18 protein-coding genes and 3 riboswitches are annotated in these 17530 nt (G+C 48.6%); of the genes, 10 read left to right on the top strand and 8 right to left on the bottom strand.

Going from position 1 to position 17530, the window contains the following annotated elements; all coding sequences use genetic code 11:
- Positions 1-93: 93 nt before the first annotated feature.
- The gene (locus J7E21_RS12125; RefSeq protein WP_215108073.1) at positions 94-957 is read right to left on the bottom strand and encodes an EamA family transporter; all 864 of its coding nucleotides are present in this window, start codon (positions 955-957) and stop codon (positions 94-96) included.
- Positions 958-1404: 447 nt separating this feature from the next.
- On the opposite strand from J7E21_RS12125, the gene J7E21_RS12130 reads away from it, so the two are divergent.
- Positions 1405-1635 carry a helix-turn-helix domain-containing protein gene (locus J7E21_RS12130; protein WP_215108075.1) on the top strand — a complete coding sequence of 77 codons (231 nt, stop codon included), beginning with the start codon at positions 1405-1407 and terminating at the stop codon, positions 1633-1635.
- Between the two features lie 52 nt (positions 1636-1687).
- Here the strand turns inward: J7E21_RS12130 and metX are convergent, their stop codons facing one another.
- Positions 1688-2707 (bottom strand): homoserine O-acetyltransferase MetX, encoded by a 1020-nt coding sequence (metX, locus tag J7E21_RS12135; RefSeq protein WP_215108077.1) that lies wholly within the window; start codon positions 2705-2707, stop codon positions 1688-1690.
- Positions 2708-2719: 12 nt separating this feature from the next.
- Positions 2720-4009, bottom strand: coding sequence for an O-acetylhomoserine aminocarboxypropyltransferase/cysteine synthase family protein (locus J7E21_RS12140; RefSeq protein WP_215108079.1), 1290 nt, complete (start codon positions 4007-4009; stop codon positions 2720-2722).
- Between the two features lie 108 nt (positions 4010-4117).
- A riboswitch (SAM riboswitch) is annotated at positions 4118-4233 on the bottom strand.
- Between the two features lie 186 nt (positions 4234-4419).
- Positions 4420-4532: riboswitch (SAM riboswitch) on the top strand.
- Between the two features lie 129 nt (positions 4533-4661).
- On the opposite strand from J7E21_RS12140, the gene J7E21_RS12145 reads away from it, so the two are divergent.
- The 5 genes from J7E21_RS12145 (at position 4662) to pepT (ending at position 9754) form a co-directional block, all read left to right on the top strand.
- Positions 4662-5693 (top strand): methionine ABC transporter ATP-binding protein, encoded by a 1032-nt coding sequence (locus J7E21_RS12145; protein WP_215108081.1) that lies wholly within the window; start codon positions 4662-4664, stop codon positions 5691-5693.
- Complete coding sequence (locus tag J7E21_RS12150) at positions 5683-6333, top strand: methionine ABC transporter permease (protein WP_215108083.1); 651 nt, start codon at positions 5683-5685, stop codon at positions 6331-6333. The genes J7E21_RS12145 and J7E21_RS12150 overlap by 11 nt, the downstream gene beginning before the upstream one ends.
- Positions 6334-6389: 56 nt before the next feature.
- Entirely contained in the window at positions 6390-7223 is an 834-nt protein-coding gene (locus J7E21_RS12155) for a MetQ/NlpA family ABC transporter substrate-binding protein (RefSeq protein WP_215108085.1), read from the top strand.
- A 20-nt stretch (positions 7224-7243) separates the two neighbouring features.
- On the top strand, positions 7244-8449 hold the full coding sequence (locus J7E21_RS12160) for a M20 family metallopeptidase (protein ID WP_215108087.1): 1206 nt from the start codon (positions 7244-7246) through the stop codon (positions 8447-8449).
- Positions 8450-8536: 87 nt separating this feature from the next.
- Entirely contained in the window at positions 8537-9754 is a 1218-nt protein-coding gene (pepT, locus tag J7E21_RS12165) for a peptidase T (protein ID WP_215108089.1), read from the top strand.
- Between the two features lie 77 nt (positions 9755-9831).
- Here the strand turns inward: pepT and lipA are convergent, their stop codons facing one another.
- From lipA to J7E21_RS12180, 3 genes are all read right to left on the bottom strand, one after another.
- The gene (gene lipA, locus J7E21_RS12170) at positions 9832-10776 is read right to left on the bottom strand and encodes a lipoyl synthase (protein WP_215108091.1); all 945 of its coding nucleotides are present in this window, start codon (positions 10774-10776) and stop codon (positions 9832-9834) included.
- Positions 10773-11555, bottom strand: coding sequence for a lipoate--protein ligase family protein (locus J7E21_RS12175; RefSeq protein WP_215108154.1), 783 nt, complete (start codon positions 11553-11555; stop codon positions 10773-10775). Before J7E21_RS12175 ends, lipA begins: the two co-directional genes overlap by 4 nt.
- A 144-nt stretch (positions 11556-11699) precedes the next feature.
- A riboswitch (TPP riboswitch) is annotated at positions 11700-11805 on the bottom strand.
- 148 nt (positions 11806-11953) lie between these two features.
- A complete protein-coding gene (locus J7E21_RS12180) occupies positions 11954-12973 on the bottom strand; it encodes an STAS domain-containing protein (protein WP_215108099.1) in 1020 nt (339 codons plus the stop codon).
- A 134-nt stretch (positions 12974-13107) separates the two neighbouring features.
- Here J7E21_RS12180 and J7E21_RS12185 point away from each other — a divergent pair, with 134 nt between their 5' ends.
- Both J7E21_RS12185 and J7E21_RS12190 read left to right on the top strand, forming a co-directional pair.
- Positions 13108-13329, top strand: a complete 222-nt coding sequence (locus tag J7E21_RS12185; protein WP_215108101.1) for a hypothetical protein — start codon at positions 13108-13110, stop codon at positions 13327-13329.
- A 46-nt stretch (positions 13330-13375) separates the two neighbouring features.
- Entirely contained in the window at positions 13376-13798 is a 423-nt protein-coding gene (locus J7E21_RS12190; RefSeq protein ID WP_215108103.1) for a pyridoxamine 5'-phosphate oxidase family protein, read from the top strand.
- Between the two features lie 145 nt (positions 13799-13943).
- Here J7E21_RS12190 and J7E21_RS12195 read toward each other — a convergent pair whose 3' ends face one another.
- On the bottom strand, positions 13944-14378 hold the full coding sequence (locus J7E21_RS12195) for an RrF2 family transcriptional regulator (RefSeq protein ID WP_215108105.1): 435 nt from the start codon (positions 14376-14378) through the stop codon (positions 13944-13946).
- Positions 14379-14594: 216 nt separating this feature from the next.
- Between J7E21_RS12195 and hmpA the strand changes: the two genes are divergently transcribed.
- Both hmpA and J7E21_RS12205 read left to right on the top strand, forming a co-directional pair.
- A complete protein-coding gene (hmpA, locus tag J7E21_RS12200) occupies positions 14595-15776 on the top strand; it encodes an NO-inducible flavohemoprotein (RefSeq protein ID WP_215108107.1) in 1182 nt (393 codons plus the stop codon).
- A 119-nt stretch (positions 15777-15895) separates the two neighbouring features.
- Positions 15896-16576, top strand: a complete 681-nt coding sequence (locus J7E21_RS12205; RefSeq protein ID WP_215108109.1) for a hypothetical protein — start codon at positions 15896-15898, stop codon at positions 16574-16576.
- 28 nt (positions 16577-16604) lie between these two features.
- Here the strand turns inward: J7E21_RS12205 and J7E21_RS12210 are convergent, their stop codons facing one another.
- Positions 16605-17468 (bottom strand): VLRF1 family aeRF1-type release factor, encoded by an 864-nt coding sequence (locus J7E21_RS12210; RefSeq protein ID WP_215108111.1) that lies wholly within the window; start codon positions 17466-17468, stop codon positions 16605-16607.
- Positions 17469-17530: the final 62 nt, after the last annotated feature.

The following is a 17530-nucleotide window of genomic DNA, read 5'->3' on the forward strand; positions in this document are numbered from 1 at the left end:
AGCCCCACTTCAAAACGCCAAAGCGTTTAAGTGGGGTAGTTCAATGTAGAGTACAAATCTTAAGGGCAACCCACTGAAATTCTGAAGAAATTCTTAAGTTTTGCTTCCTTTGCCGAACGCTAATAACGCAATGCCGCCAAGCAATAAGGCGACCCCCGCCCATGACTGCCCGCTTAAGCTCTCCCCGACTACCGCCACCCCGAGAATCGAGGCGGTCAACGGTTCGGCAAGCGATAAAGTCACCGCAGAAGAAGATGGAATTGTTTTCAGTCCGCTTGAAAATAATAAATAGGCTAAACTTGTCGCCGCGAGGCCAAGATAAGCGACAAGGATCAGATTTCGCGGCTCTGCCAAATAGCCGGTATCCAAGAAAACGAGAAACGGCAGAAGTACTAGGCCGCTCAATGAAAAGATAACAGCCACTGCTGGAACAACGTCCATTTTTGCCAGTACATTTTTACTGCACATTGCATATCCTGCAAATGCCAATCCCGCCAGCAAACCCAATAAAACACCAAGCGGTTCCACCACATAGCCCCCGCTATTCGCAAAAAGTAAAATACAGCCGGTAATCGACAGGATCGTCGAGAACACCCAGACACGTTCCGCCTTACGTTTCATCACGAGCGCTTCCAAGACCCCCGAAAAAGCGGGTGCGCTGCCGATCGCCACGACTGTCCCGATCGCGACGCCAGTCAATTGGACAGCAGAAAAAAAGAAGGGCTGAAATAACGCCATGCACAGTGCAGATAGCCCAACCCACAACCAAGGGATGTGTGCACCGCGCAATGCTCCGGATAGCCACACGAACAGCAGAAGCCCGAATCCGCCGATTGCGAGCCGCGCTGCACCGATCGTCAGCGGATGGGCTTCGCCTATCAGGAAAGTTTGAGCTGTTCCGGTTGTCCCCCACAACATCGCCGCGAACAACACCCATATGTATGCCTTTTTTTGCATGTATTTCCACCACTTTCCTTCTATATATTAAAAAGTTGAATCACTTGTTGATATATATGTTGAACTAAAGAAATATCAGTGAATTACCACTACTACTTGAACACTAACAATTTGCGAACAAACAAACAGATATGGAGCAAAACTACGGAGAAAACCGTGCTGCGCACTGCGTCGCAAAGGATTGCCCTGAGCTTATTCATTTGCGATGCCCGAACGCAGTGAGAATTGAGTAAAGCTTTTCTCGGAGTGGTTTTGCGGAATATCTACAGTGGAAATTTATTAGTTCAACTTGTATAACTTCATTTTTTTGCAGTAAATAAAACCGACTATTTTTCACAATACATAATGAAAAAAATTCCATCCGCTCCGCTAAACATACCACGGCCCAGATAGTTTGAGATAGAGGTAAAGGGGGAATATAATAGATAAAAAAGAGGAGGCGATCGTATGTATATGACAGTCCAGGAAACTGCCACTTTTTTGTCGATGCCGGAAGAACAAGTCAACCGCTATGTACTTGAAGGCCGGATTCGCGCAGTCCATGATGGGGAACAATACATGATCAACACCTCTCAGTTCGAAAGCCATTTCCAACAGCTAGAAATTGCCAAACTAGAGCTCGAGGAATGGCGCACTAAGCCTATTCCGGACGATATCGATATTAAAGACGAGGATTGACGAAGCGCAAAAAAAGATCGGAGCCGACGTGGCTCCGATCTTTTTTAGTTGCTTACGCTAATGCGTGGCTTTTGGCGATCACCGTTTTTTTGAGTTGATTCCGCACATGATGATCCCATTTTTCGAATTCCACCAAGAACCCGTCATGGCCGAAATCGGTATTGATTTTTTCCCACTTGGCGTTCGGCTGGTTTTCGACCCATGGGACCATTAATTCTCCCGGGTATAACAAATCATGGCTATAGGAAATCGAAAGAAGTTCAGCAGATAGTTCTGCTTCCTCTACATCATGAGTGTTCATCGCTTTCAGCAAAACCAGATAGCTGTTCGGGTCAAAGCGGTCTGCCAGCTTACGTCCTTGATAATCCAAATAGGACTGAACTTCAAAATCTTCTCCGCAGCGCGCACGGCCGAAGCGCCCATTGAACAATTGGCCGCTCCGGTACGTGACCATCCCAGCCATCCGCGCAATTTCGAACCCTTTGAGCCGGACATTCGGATCATACTCGCCGTCCTGAAAATCCGGATCGTTCTCGATTGCCTGAATGCCGATATGATTGAACGCGACACCGTAATCCCCGTAATAAGGCGTCACCGCGAGCGCAATTGCCGTGTCCAGAAACTCTGGATATAACCTCGCCCATTCCAAAGTTTTCATGCCGCCAAGAGAACCGCCGATAACGGCTGCAAGATGATCGATGCCGAGAGCTTCCAGCGCTTTCCGCTCCGCTCTTACCATGTCGCGGATAGTTAGCTCAGGAAACGATGCACGGTAAGGGGACCCTGTTTTCGGATTGATCGATAACGGCCCTGTCGAACCGTTGCATCCGCCGAGCACGTTAAAGGTAATGACTTGGAACAACTCGGTATCCACCGCTTTGCCCGGGCCGATCAACCCTGCCCACCACCCTGGCTCTCCTGGAGTTCCCACTGCATATTGGTCGCCCGTCAGTGCATGGCAAATGAGAATTGCCGGTGCCGACTTATTGCCGGCACGTTCATATGCCAATTCCACTTCATGTAAATTGTCATTCGATTCAAGTGTCAGCTGGCCGATGGATACTGTCGTCATCCGAATCCCTCCTTACGCGTTCTCGAGTACCGCCGCTTTGATAGCTTGCTCCAAATCAGCGATCAGATCTTCATGGTTCTCCAATCCTACAGACAAACGGATCAATTCTTCCGTGACCCCGCTATTTTCCAATTCTTCTGCCGTCAATTGCTGGTGGGTCGTCGAAGCCGGGTGGATAATCAGCGATTTGGCATCGCCGACATTCGCCACGTGAGACCATAGATTGACGCCATCGATCACTTTCCGTCCTGCGTCCCGTCCGCCTTTGATGCCGAAGTTTACGATCGATCCATAGCTATCTTTCAAATATTTTTTCGCGAGCTCACTTGATGGATGATCTTCAAACCCGAGGTAATTGACCCATTCCACTTGCGGATGATCTTTTAAATATTCAGCGACTTTTTGTGCATTGCTGCTATGGCGCGGGATGCGCAAGTGTAAGGTTTCCAGTCCCTGCAGTAATGCATGTGCGCTGTCCGCGCTGAGAGATGGACCGAAATCACGCAACAACTGAACGCGCAGTTTCGTTGCGAAAGCAGCCTCCGGCACATCGATGCCGAAGCGGATGCCGTGATACGATTCATCCGGCTCTGTGTAGTTCGGGAAGCGCGGGTTGTCCCAGTTGAATCGGCCGGCATCGACCGCGACTCCGCCGATCGTCGTTCCGTGTCCGCCGATCCATTTCGTCGCGGAGTGGATGACCACATCTGCCCCAAATTCAATCGGATTGCTGACGAACGGCGACGCGAATGTGTTATCGATCAACAGCGGGATGCCATTTTCATGGCCGATTTGTGCGACACGCTCGACATCGAACACGTTCAAGCTCGGGTTTCCGATAATTTCACCGAACAATGCTTTCGTTTTATCGGTAATCGCGGCACGGAAGTTTTCCGGATCGGTCGCATCGACGAACTTTGTCGTAATGCCATAGCGCGGCAAGGTGTTAGCGAATAGATTGTACGTCCCTCCATATAAATTGCTGTCAGCAACGATTTCGTCACCGGCTTCAGCGACGTTTAACACTGAGAATGCGATGGCCGCCATGCCGGATGACAAAGCGACTGCAGCCGTTCCACCTTCTAGCAAGGCGACGCGCTGTTCGAACACATCGACAGTCGGGTTCATGATGCGGGAGTAGATATTACCCGTTTCTTTCAAGCCGAATAAATTCTGTGCATGCTCTGTATCTTTAAATACATAAGAAGTCGTTTTATGGACCGGCACTCCCCGTGAACCTGTTACTGGATCCGGTTCCTGGCCGCCGTGAAGTAGAAGTGTTTCGGGTTTAAAGTTTGTCATTGTCAATTCCTCCTGTTTTCTTGTGATTTTGAGATGTCGAGATGTTTTGAGGAGGACAGAAAAGACCCTCTTCAGAAAGAAGAGGGCCGTAATGTACGGATTTACCTCCTCTCATCTTCCAGCACTGCAAATGCAGAACTGTAGGATTTAGCACCTTTCCAGACATATGCCTGTTGGTTGCCGGGCATCGTAGGGCCTATTCCCTCCGCCACTCGTGATAAGAGTATTCAGCTATTTTTTTGCTTGTGGCAAAGTATAGAGGACATCACTGTTTAAAGTCAAGCATAATTTTCTAAAAATTATAACTACTATAGTGACATTTTCACCAAAAATTTTTTTCACCAAACCCGTTGACTTTTTCGCTATTTCAAAATAGAGTAGGAATCACGAATTGAATAGCTTACATCACTTTCTTATCCAGAGAAACCGAGGGACAGGCCCTATGACGTTTCGGCAGCAGATTCGCCAACCAGCGAAAACTGTGCTAATTCCTGCAAATGCTTCGGCATTTGGAAGATGAGAATGAGATGGTTTCATAATTGGAGCCCTCTTTTTTCTTGCGTATAAGAAAAAAGAGGGCTCCTTTGTTATTTCAGAAAAGTGTTCGTTCGCACTCATTCGAATCGTTATTTGCAGCCACAGGAGGGACACCATGATTCAATTTGAAGCAGTCAAGAAAACGTATGTATCCGGCAAACAGGAAGTCCATGCACTCAACGGCATCGACTTGACCGTTGAAACCGGTGAAATATACGGTGTCATCGGTTTTAGCGGCGCTGGAAAAAGCTCCTTGATCCGGACGGTAAATTTGCTCGAGCGTCCAACTTCCGGACGGGTGTTTATCCACGGACAGGACATTTCAGCTTTAACTGCCAGAAAAATCCGCGACATCCGCAAAGACATCGGCATGATTTTCCAGCATTTTAATTTGCTGAACTCGAAAACGGTGCACCATAATATTGCGATGCCGCTCTTGCTCGCCAAGACGCCGAAAGCTGAAATCGACCGGAAAGTCAGTGAATTATTAGAGTTTGTCGGACTTGCCGACCAAGCTCAAAAATATCCGGATCAATTGTCCGGCGGCCAGAAGCAGCGCATCGGCATCGCTAGAGCGCTTGCGACCAACCCATCGATTCTTTTATGCGATGAGGCAACTTCCGCACTCGACCCGCAAACGACGCAGTCGATTTTGGATTTACTGCGCCGCATCAACAAGGAATACAATATCACCATTTTGCTCATCACCCATGAAATGGGCGTTATCCGGGAAATATGCGACAAAGTGGCGGTGCTCGAAGAAGGACGCATCATCGAACAAGGCAGCGTGTTCGAAGTCTTCACCAAACCCCAACACACCACGACGAAGCGCTTTGTCCGCTCGGTCATGAACGACGAATTGCCGGATTCGCTGCTCGACCAGATCCATCAGAACGATAAGAGCCGGCCGATTTACCGTTTGCAGTTTACCGGAAGTTCTGTCGGCCAGCCATTTATGTCGCGTGTGTCACGCGAATTCCAGCTTGATTTGAATGTGTTGTTCGGCAATATCACTGAACTCCAAGGCATTCCGTATGGCAATTTGATTGTTGAATTCGACGGTGCGCGCGCCGAAATCGACCGTGCACTCGCTTCGATCCGCAACGACAATATTCATGTAGAGGAGGTTCAGCAGCATGCAGGTTAATCAATCACAAATTTTAGAAGCTTTATGGGAAACGTTCTATATGACCGGCGCCTCCTTCGTCTTCTCGCTCGTCATCGGCTTGCCGCTCGGCATCTTGCTAGTCGTCACGAGAAAAGGGCATTTACTGGAAAACGAAGTGGTGTTCAACATATTGAACATTGTCATCAACATATTCCGTTCGATTCCGTTCATTATTTTGATGGTTGCGATCATTCCGTTGACCCGGCTCATCGTCGGCACTTCGATCGGTACCGCCGCAGCCATCGTGCCTTTAGTGTTTTACGCCGGTCCGTATATCGCACGGCTCATTGAAAACTCGCTGCTCGAAGTCGATAAAGGCGTCATCGAAGCGGCCCAGGCAATGGGTGCATCCCCAGGACAAATCATTTTCCGCTTTCTCATTCCGGAAGCGCTCAGTTCACTGGTACTCGCTTTGACTATCGCCATCGTCGGCTTGATCGGGGCATCCGCCATGGCCGGTGCCATCGGAGGCGGCGGACTCGGTGACTTGGCCATCACTTACGGCTACCAGCGCTTCGACACCATGGTCATGTTCTTGACGGTCGCGATACTCGTCGTACTCGTCCAAGGCGTCCAATCGCTCGGCAACCTCATGTCCCGCCGCGTGAGGCGCAGTTAGTTACTCTATAAACACCATTAATTCAACTACTTTAAAAAACATTGGAGGATTTCATCATGAAAAAAATTACAGCTCTTTTTGCAACAGCCGGCTTAGCTACTCTACTCACAGCCTGCGGAGGCGACGACTCTGCCGGCGAAACAACAACCGTCACGCTCGGCATCAGCGGTTCGGATACGACTATCTGGGATTATGTCGGCGACAAAGCCGCTGAAGAAGGCATCGAACTCGACATCATCACGTTCTCGGATTATGTGGCGCCGAATTTGGCACTCGCTGAAGGTGAACTCGATTTGAACGCATTCCAAACAATTTCTTATTTCGATGAATTCGTGGCAGAGCATAATGTCGACATCGTGCCGATCGGCTCTACCGTCATTGCACCGATGGGCTTGTATTCCGAAAAATACGAATCGATCGACGACCTTCCGGAGGGCGCTCAAATCGCAATGCCGAACGAAGCGACCAATATGGGCCGCGCCTTGCTGCTATTGGATGAAGCAGGACTCATCACCTTGTCCGAGGATGCCGGTTTGACCGGGACGGCTGAACATATCGTCGACAACCCGAAAAACATTGAAATCATGCCGATGACTTCCGGCCACACACCGCGCGCTATGGCTGATGTCGAAGCTTCCATCATCAATAACGGCGTTGCAATCGATGCCGGATTGAATCCATCGGAAGACCCGATTGCACGCGAAAGCGATACCGCTAAACCTTACATTAATTTAATTGCCGCACAAGCCGGCCAGGAAGATAACGAAGCGTTCCAGCGCATCGTCGAACTGTATCAGGAAGATGATACCGCTGAATTTGTCGTCGAATACTCAAAAGGTGCACAAATCCCAACTTTCGTATCCGTTGAAGAATTAGTCGATTATCAGTGATCCATTAAGGAGGAATTCAGATGACCATCATTACTGAAGCGCGCGAAACGATTACCGAGTCGATTGAAAACAATCGCGCCCAATACTTGCGGATCAGCCATGCCATCCATGAAAATCCAGAAATCGGCAACGAGGAAGTTTTTGCGAGCGATTTGCTCACCGGTTTGCTTGAAGAAGCCGGCTTCCAAGTTGAAGTGGGCGTCGCGGGCCACCATACCGCATTTTTCGCTAGCAAAAAAAGCAACAAGCCGGGCCCGACCATCGCGTTTCTCGCTGAATATGACGCTTTGCCGGGAATCGGCCATGCATGCGGCCATAATATTATCGGCACGACAAGTGTCGCAGCAGCCATCGCACTTAGTAAAACTTTGGATTCCACTGGTGGACGCGTCGTCGTCCTCGGTACTCCTGCAGAAGAAGGCGGTCCAAATGGCAGCGCCAAAGGCAGTTTCGTCAAACACGGATTGCTCGAAGAGATCGACGCTGCACTGATGCTGCACCCTTCCGGAAATTCTGCGGTCACTGGTCCGTCGCTCGCCGTAGACCCGCTAAGTTTTCACTTTTACGGAAAACCTGCACACGCTGCCGGGTCTCCGGAAAAAGGCATTAACGCACTGGATGCGGTACTTTTGCTCTTTAACGGCATCAACGCCCTGCGCCAGCAATTGCCGGATGACGCACGGGTCCACGGCATCATCACCCACGGAGGTGACGCGCCCAACATCATTCCGGAATTTGCTTCCGCCCGCTTTTACATCCGCGGCAATTCATGGAAGAAGACGGCCGATACCGCGGAAAAAGTCCGTGCGATTGCAGAAGGCGCTGCCCTGGCGACCGGTGCCCGCGTCGAAATCGAGCGCTTCCAAAACGAAGTGAAAGACCTGGTCGTGACTCCAGCACTCGATGAAATCGTCAAAGCGGAACTCGAAACGCTCGGCGAAGAAGTTGCCGCGTCGCGCATTTCTGGACTCGGCTCCACCGATGCTGGCAACATCAGCTACGAAGTCCCGACAGCACATGGCTACATCAAGATCGGTCCTGAAAGCTTGATCGCCCATACCGAAGAGTTCCGCGAAGCGGCCCGTTCAAAAGCAGGCAACGAGGCATTGATCAAAGGTGCAAAAGCTCTGGCGAACACCGGCTACCGCCTGCTGACGGAAGCTTCTTTACTCGAACAAGTCAAACAAGCCCACCAGCAAGCTTTATCAGCCAAACAGCAAGACTAACAAAAACAGTGCCCCGGCGCTGTTTTTTCTATGTATTCCGAATTTCATGGTAAAATTGAAGCATTACATATTATAGGAGGCTTTATAATGATCGAAACTTTGATCGAACGATTGGTCCGTTACGCGAAAATCGACACGCAATCTGATTTTGAAAATGAAGCAACCCCCTCTACTCCGGGGCAATGGGATTTAGTGAAAGAACTGGAAAAAGAAATGAAAGCAATCGGGCTTGAGGAAGTTGAAGTGGACGGACACGGTTACCTATTCGGCACCTTGCCGGCTACGACGGAAGAAACACGTCCCGTCATCGGCTTTTTGGCGCATGTCGATACCGCCACCGACTTTACTGGGAAAGACGTCAATCCGCAGCGCATCGAAAACTACGATGGCAAAGACATTGCTCTTAATGATAAAGTGACGATGAAAACCGCTGATTTCCCAGCATTGCACAATTACATCGCTCACACCTTGATCACGACGGACGGCATGACCCTGCTAGGCGCCGATAACAAAGCCGGCATCGCGGAAATCATGACAGCGATGGAATATTTGATCCAGCACCCGGAAATCGAGCACGGCAAAATCCGCGTCGGCTTTACACCGGATGAAGAAATTGGGCGCGGCCCGCATAAATTCGATGTCGCCCGTTTTGGCGCCGATTATGCGTATACAATGGACGGCGGCCCATTAGGCGAGCTGCAATACGAAAGCTTTAATGCGGCGATGGGTAAATTGACTGTCCACGGAACGAGCGTCCACCCTGGTTCTGCAAAAGACAAGATGGTCAATGCCATCACTCTTGCAATTCGTTTCCAAGCCGAAATGCCTCAAGATGCGGTACCGGAAAAGACGGAAGGCTATGAAGGCTTTATCCATTTGAATAATTTCAACGGTTCCGTTGAAGAAGCGGTACTCCAGTATATTATCCGTGACTTTGATAAAGAACAGTTCGAAGCGAAAAAGAGCCATATGCAACAAGTCACCATGAAGTTGCAAGAAGAATTCGGTGAAGACGCGATTGAACTGGAATTGGACGACCAGTATTACAATATGCGCGAAAAAATCGAACCGGTGATGGAAATTGTCGATCAGGCAGAACGAGCGATCCAATCGCTGGGCATCCAAGCGGACATTCTCCCGGTGCGCGGCGGGACGGACGGTTCCCAATTGTCGTATATGGGCTTGCCGACACCGAATATCTTTACCGGCGGCGAAAACTATCACGGCAAATTCGAATTCATTTCCGCACAGAACATGGAAAAAGCGACACAAGTGATCATCGAGGTGGCAAAAACAGCAAAATAGTTTTTCCAACCGTATTTTCAACTACAAAAGCCCGCTCTCCGCGCAGAAATTTCGCGGAGAGCGGGCTTTTGCTATTGTTAAAAATCAATTTGATCGAGTTTTTCGCCAGCCGATTCGTAGCCTTTCATATACTTGATGCGCCGCTGCACAGCGGTTTCGCTTACTTGTTCATCGGCGTGGTACGACGAGCGCACCATCGGCCCTGATTCGCAATGCTTGAAGCCTTTCGAGAGTGCGATTTCCTTCAGCTCGGCGAACTCATCCGGGTGGTAATAGCGGTCCACATCCAAATGCTTGAGCGTCGGCTGCAAATACTGGCCAATCGTCATGATGTCGACTTTGTGCGCCAATAAATCGTCCATCGCCTGCAGGATTTCTTCCTTTGTTTCCCCGAGCCCGACCATGATGCTCGACTTGGTCGGCACATGCGGCGCGATTTCCTTGACGCGCAGCAACAGTTCCAATGACCGATCATACGTCGCTTTCGCTCTGACACGTTTCGTTAAACGGCGGACTGTCTCAATATTGTGGTTGAAAATATCCGGTTCACTGGACATCAACATGTGCAGGCTTTCGTAATCACCTTTCATATCGGACGGCAGGATTTCGACCGTTGTGGCCGGCATTTTCCGGTGGATTGCACGGACCGTTTCGGCAAACACCGCAGCACCGCCATCCTTTAAATCATCGCGCGCGACCGCTGTGACGACGACATGCTTCAAGTTCATGATTTCCGTCGACTCCGCTACGCGCTCTGGCTCGCCCCAATCCAATTCGTTCGGTACGCCTGTTTTGACGGCGCAGAAACGGCAAGCCCGCGTGCATGTATCGCCTAGGATCATAAAGGTGGCCGTGCGCCGCTCACTCCAGCATTCATGGATATTCGGGCATTTGGCCTCTTCGCATACCGTATTCAAGTTCTTTTCACGCATCAGTTTCTTCATGTCATTATAGGTTTCGTTCGTGTTCAATTTCACTTTCAACCAGTCGGGTTTCCGTTCTCGCTGTTTCGCTTTCGTCATCGCATAAGCTCCCCTTTCTCTTCTCGTCGATAGTTCCATTCTTCACTCGCATATTTCGCTTCCAGTAAACGTACTTCTTCGAGCAGTTCAGTCGGGGGTTCGAATTTCTCCAATCGGATATTAAGCCCTGTCTCGAAACCGCTTTTAAACGCTGCCTGCACCTTGTTGAAGTCTGCTGGCTCTTCCACTAAGTCATTGATCGCTACTGCGCGTTTGCGGAACGCGTTGCGCGCTCTTTCCTTCACCGCTCTACTCGGATAAACAAACAGTTCAAACAAGATGGCTTCATCGAGCGAGAGCGGAATCGAACCATGCTGCAAAATGATTCCTTGTTTCCGTGTCTGTGCACTGCCCGCCGCTTTTTTGCCTGCTACAGTCAGCTCATGCCACGAAGGCTCTTCAAAGCACACTGCAGAAGACTCTTTTTGCCGCTTCGTCTCAGCCGCGAGTTCTGCATGGATCCCTAAGTTCCGGTAGCCTTCGAGCAATCCGCGCGAAATGACCAAATATGCTTCTTTCACCGATTTCGGCATGGATGGATGATGCTCTGGAATCACGACACTATACGTCAATTCCTGATCATGCAGCACAGCTTTTCCCCCGGTCTGTCTTCTGACTAACGGTATGCCTAAGTTCGCTGCCGCTTCGAGATCAATGCTGCCGTTCAGTTTCTGAAAAAAGCCGACTGAAATTCCAGCCGGTGCCCAACTGTAAAACCTGAGGACGGGTGGCATACCGGTTTTGCGCTGCCAATTCATCATCGCTTCGTCCATCGCCATATTATAAGCCGGTGTACAGGGTCCTGATTCGATATAGCTCCATGTTTCCTCCAAATGTCTCGTCTCCTTTCCGCTTATGTGTGACTTCCAGCGCCACAAAAAACACCGCTTTCCCCATGGGAAAGCGGTGTATGCAGACAGATAGAAGCATACGCACCACTTCCCTCCGCTGGCATGGTCCAGTTCAGGTTCAGAGGGTTCGAGCTTTGCTCATCTCAGCCAGTCAATTCCGGCTCCCCTAGTAGTCAGCTATGTATTATTCTTTTTGAGCTTACCATTCCCTTGAAGAAATCTCAATATACAAAATAGTATTTTTTCACTTTTAATTTTTTTCTGAACATCCGCAAACAAAAAAGCAGCTTCGTGATCCCCGTGGAGGATGACTAAAGCTGCTTTGGCTAAACGATCGTTCTGCCGTTTTGAGCTAAGGCAAAATGAATGCCGTGTTGAAGTGTGCGGAAACATTGACTGCCTGAAAGATCGACACCTGTTTCTGTAATGGTCATGCTCATATGCGGTGAGATGCCAACCAGCAAGGTTTCGGTTCCAATAAGGGATGCAGTTGCTGCCAGTTTTTCGATGAGCATCGCTGCGTGCTGATTGAAATTTTCATTCAGCCCTGTCAAATCGAGCAGCAGGTATTTCGCTTTATGCCTCGGTAGATTTTCGAGTGTCTTGATCAACAGCTCTTCAGCCCGCGCTTCATCGTAACGGCCCAAAAGCGGCACAACCACAATACCTTCCAGCACCGGGATAAGCGGCGATGAAATTTCCTGGATCATGTCATGGAGGTCGGCCGTTTTTTCATCTACAAGCTGCTCAAGTTCGCGGATCTTTTCCGCTTCCTTGCGCCGTGCCAGTGAATGGATGTTTTTCTCAATCGTCTGATCCGACGGGAAATAACGGATCAGGCTCTCATCATAGCCTTCGATTTGGTAATGAACCACTTTATACCAAATGCTGCGTTCGAGTAGTGAACTGAAAATGCCCGCATAATGCGCCGGCAAAAAGCTGCCGCCTACCTTTTTTTCTTGCGCGACATTAATTTGATGTTCCCAGCTGTTTTTCAAAGCAACTTCCAACGTACCTGCTCCAACATCCAGATTGTGGATCTTTGCTAATCCCCATCCGGCCGATGCATATGTATTGGTGATGAGTTCAGCCGCTTTAAGAACTGAAATCCCGCCCGCTTTATGGAAATAATCCCCGACAACTTGCCCTTGGCGGAAACCGGTCGTCTCCAACACAACTGCTGCTGCTTCCTCGCCAGATATTTCTTCGATGGAGTCAAAAAACATTTTCATGGCAGTTGAGGTCCAAAACAACACTGAATCCCGTCCTTCAAACAGGAAACGCCCTTCCGAAAGATCCCATTCGAAACTTAAACCGCCTACTGTCATTTTTGATTGTTGCGCCATTGTACAACCACTCTCCTTATTAAATCCCATTAATTAATCATACGATAGCAAGTTTCCACCAGCAAGCTCTAATGTTTTAAAGCACTCCGATTAAGGAATAGATAGACTAGAACGTTAAAGGAGAGGTGCTAATTATGTCAGAAAAAGACCATTTTAACGAAAAAGACCGTAAAACAAGTGATGCGGCTCCAATGGATAACCCCGAGCAAGTTAAGACAGATAAAAAAACCTTACACGAAATGCACGAAGAGGAAATGAACGTCGACGCTATCCCTTTGGAAGACTTGAAGCAGGACATGGAAGATGAAGCCAATCCACGCGAGACAAAGGACAGTTCATCAAGCGACGAAAAATAACCAGATTAAATTTACCTTCGGATAAAAATGCAAAGGAGAGATTGCAATGGCACAACAAGAACTAAAAAAAGCTGCACTTCAAATATTAGAGGACAGCATGATTGGAACATTGGCGACGATCAAAGACAATAAGCCGCATTCCCGTTATATGACTTTCTTCAATGACGAGTTCACTTTGTATACGGCGACCAGTAAGCAAACCCAAAAAGTGGATGAGCTCGAGAAAAACCCGAATGCCCACATTTTGCTAGGCTATGAAGGCGAAGGCGAAGGCGACAGTTTTTTGGAAATCGAAGGGCAAATGTCGCTTCGTGATGACCGCGAAATGATCGACAAAGTATGGACCGAACATCTGCGCGGCTGGTTCGAGGGCCCTGACGACACGAATCTGATCATTCTCGCCATTACACCGTCACGCGTACGTTTAATGAACCGCAAAGGCAAAGAGCCGCAAACAATCGAATTGTAAAAAAAGAGCTATCCCAAAAGCCATGAAAATGACTTTTGGTGATAGCTCTTTTCATATTGAAATAAATCGACTGATTGTAATGGAGGTGGCGATTCCAGCCATACCCGCGGATAGCGTCGACCTCCATTACAATCAGCTGATCTTTCTATGTGCGCAATAAATCGCGCAATCCTTCTTTATTGAATAAGAGATCTTTCAGATTGTACTCATCCAAAACGGATAAATACGCATGCAAGGCTTTACCGAGAACTCCGCGCAGCCCGCAGATCGGAGAAATGGGACATGTGTTGTGTTCAGAACTGAAGCATTCCACTAATTGAAAATCTTCTTCCATCTGGCGCACGACAGTTCCGATATTGATATTCTCCGGACGATCGGCCAAGCGGATGCCCCCACCGCGCCCTCGGACGGTTTCGATAAAGCCGGCTTTACCGAGTTCAAACGTCACTTTCATCAAATGGTTTTTGGATATATTGTAAGCATCAGAAATTTCCTGGATAGTTGTCAGTTTATCTTCTTCTTTTGTTCCTAAATAAATCAGCACGCGCAATGAGTAATCCGTATACATCGTTAACCTCATCAGTTTCACCTTCCCTGCACGTTCATTATACTTGCCGCCCAAGTTTCTGGAAAGGAAACGCATTCGGAAGGATATCGGCATTTCAACAGGAAACTCCATGTGTGACTTTTCTGTGAAAGAAAATGTGTCCAAATTTTAAAGATGTATTTTAAATATATCTTTAAATCATTATCCATTGTATAGTAAGACTATAGAAAACAAAAGGAGAGATTGACTATGTTATCCGAACAAACAAGAACAATCGTCAAATCCACCGCCCCTGTATTAGCTGAACACGGAAAGACTATTACAACCGTTTTTTACAGCAATATGTTCGAAGCGCATCCTGAACTTTTAAATATATTCAACCAAGCAAACCAAAAACAGGGGCGCCAGCAAGCGGCACTTGCCAATACAGTGTACGCGGCTGCTGTCCATATCGATAATTTGGAAGCGATCCTTCCGGCAGTCGTCAAGATCGCCAACAAGCACATCAGCTTAGGTATAAAAGCAGAACATTACCCGATCGTCGGAGAATATTTGCTGAAAGCGATCAAAGAAGTGCTCGGCGATGCAGCGACTGATGATATCATGAACGCTTGGGCAGAGGCTTACGGCGTCATCGCCGATGTCTTCATCAACATGGAGGACGGCATGTACGAACAAGTAGCTGCTCAAGAAAACGGCTGGATCTTCTTCAAGGATTTCACCATTGCCCGCAAAGTCAAAGAAAGCGAAAATATCACTTCTTTCTATTTGAAACCGGCAGATGGCAAAAGTGTTCCATCATATGATGCTGGACAATATATCACAGTGCGCTTGGCGATTCCTGGAGAAGAATTCCTCTTCAACCGCCAGTACAGCCTATCCCAAGCATCACGTCCGGATGAGTTCCGCATTTCCGTCAAACGCGAATCCGACAACGACCCGAACGGCATCGTTTCCGTCTACTTGCACGAAGAACTAAACGAAGGCGACCGCATTGAAGTCAGTGCACCTGCCGGCGAATTCGTGCTCGATGCAAAACGTGGAACTCCTGTCGCATTTGTCAGCGGCGGAGTCGGCATCACACCGATGATGAGCATGTTCGAAACCGTGGCAACCCAAACACCGGAACGCCCGGTTTCCTTCCTGCATGCTGCACGCAATGAAACTTTGCACGCCTTCGACAAAGACATCCAAAAACACGTGGCGTCCATGGACAATGCGAAATACAAAGCATTGTATTCCGACGAACCGCAAGGCTATATCACTCGTGAAATATTGGAAGATATGGTCGATGTAAGCGGCGATGTATACGTTTGCGGTCCGGTTCCATTCATGGAAAAAATGATCAGCGAATTGCACGCACTCGGCATGTCTGATGAGCAGATCCATTATGAATTCTTCGGCCCTGCTGTCGCGCTTCAAACAGTTTAAACTTAAAATGCCTCTTCCTTATTCGGGAAGAGGCATTTTTTCTTTGAAAGCATGTTTAACGAGCGATACTTGGCAGCCGATCTTTCTTCCGTTAGCATGAAGAAAAAGGGGGAATCGAGATGAACTTGCCTGCCGAGGCAAAACACGCACTTCAAATGCAAACGGTCATCGTTGACCGGCCCGCTGCCCTCCCCTTTTCGGCAGAACCGAAACCATTGGTCGAGGAATTAAAAGAATGGTGCGGAACCGAAACAAACGGCGTCGCCGTGTCCTACTTTTTCCGTCAGTTCGCATTGTTCGTTACGGCACAATTTAGCCTGATCCACCAGCATGGCGGCTATTTCAAGACGGCACCTGAAAACCTACGCTTTGGCCGTATGCAAAATTATGGCTTACCGCTCATGTCGTTCCACGTGGATTCAGCTGACTTTATCAAAGTTCCAAAAGAGCAACGCGGAGAAGCGTATCATTATATTCTGGTCGACCAAACAGACGCACTGCTCCAGCAATTGCGGGCGCACGCGAAAATCTCTCCCATCACCTGCTGGGACAATGTTCTTGGCTCTCTTATATGGCATTACGCGACCATGCAGCAACACCATCCGCGCCTGGTAGCAGAAGATGTGGAATGGTTGTCAGATCCGGCAAACTGGCAACCGCTCCGGACTTCTTATTGGCACAAGCTCGTCGGCAACGTACCACTTGAACGCGCAGTATCTGCACCGCTGCGAAAAACTTGCTGCTTGTACAAGGAATTGCCGCCGTTCGGCACGTGCACGTTCTGTCCGCAAGCAAACTAAAAAGCTCCGGCAAATGCCGGAGCTTTTGTTATTTCTCGAATACTTCGTGGAGAATTTTATCTGTACTATTGTTGATAAAGTTTTTATGGATGCAGCTGTTCGGTTTTTGGTTGAGCACTTTTGCGAAGGACTGTGCATGTTCGGCTTCTCCGATGACGTGAATTTCTTCCCAGCGGCGTTCTTTTTTCAGTTTCTCGATCTTCGAGCCCATATCTTTGTAGAAACGGTCCAAATTTTCTTTTAAGCGGTGGTCGAGTTGATCCGTGGGGCTTCCGCCGCCGCTGCCGCCAATGACTGGACTGTTTCCTCCAGCAGCACCGCCGCCTTGAGAGCCTGCAGCGCTTCGTCCTTGGATGCGCCCAGAACTTCTGACCCCTTTTTGCTCTGTCCACACTTCAAGTCCCGCATCGAATTCATAATACACCTCTTCGTTGACGATGCCAACGGATGTATCGAGGACACGGATGCCTTTAAAGCTCGGCAAAATAACACCAGCATACGGATACGCTTTGTAAATATAACGCAATTGATCGAGTGCCGGTTTTGTTTCCCATTGGAAATCGGTTTTGACGGAGATCTGTAAATGCTTCACCCAGAATAGATCATCTTTGGGTGATGCAAAAATAACGACACCCTTCTGGAGGTCGCCTTGATTGTCCGCTATTTCCTTTTCCACTTTTTTGCGCAATTGCTTATACGCTTTCAATTCGTTTTCATTGTTCGAGGCAGTCAAATATTCTTCGATGCGCTTCAACCCATTTTTCAATTGGATTTTCCATGCACCATTTTGAGCTTCCGGGTCCGCTGGGTTTGTATTGAGGTAAACGCTCAAGACGCAGCGATCTGGACACTCGAAATTCTTCAGTTCTTGGATTTCGTCGTATAATGTCATTCAGCCATCATCCTCCTTTAATCCTTACTTGTTATCTGAATACCCCAACCTGCCGTACTTAA

The sequence above is a fragment of the Planococcus sp. ISL-109 genome, from assembly GCF_018613655.1.
Lineage (GTDB): Bacteria > Bacillota > Bacilli > Bacillales_A > Planococcaceae > Planococcus.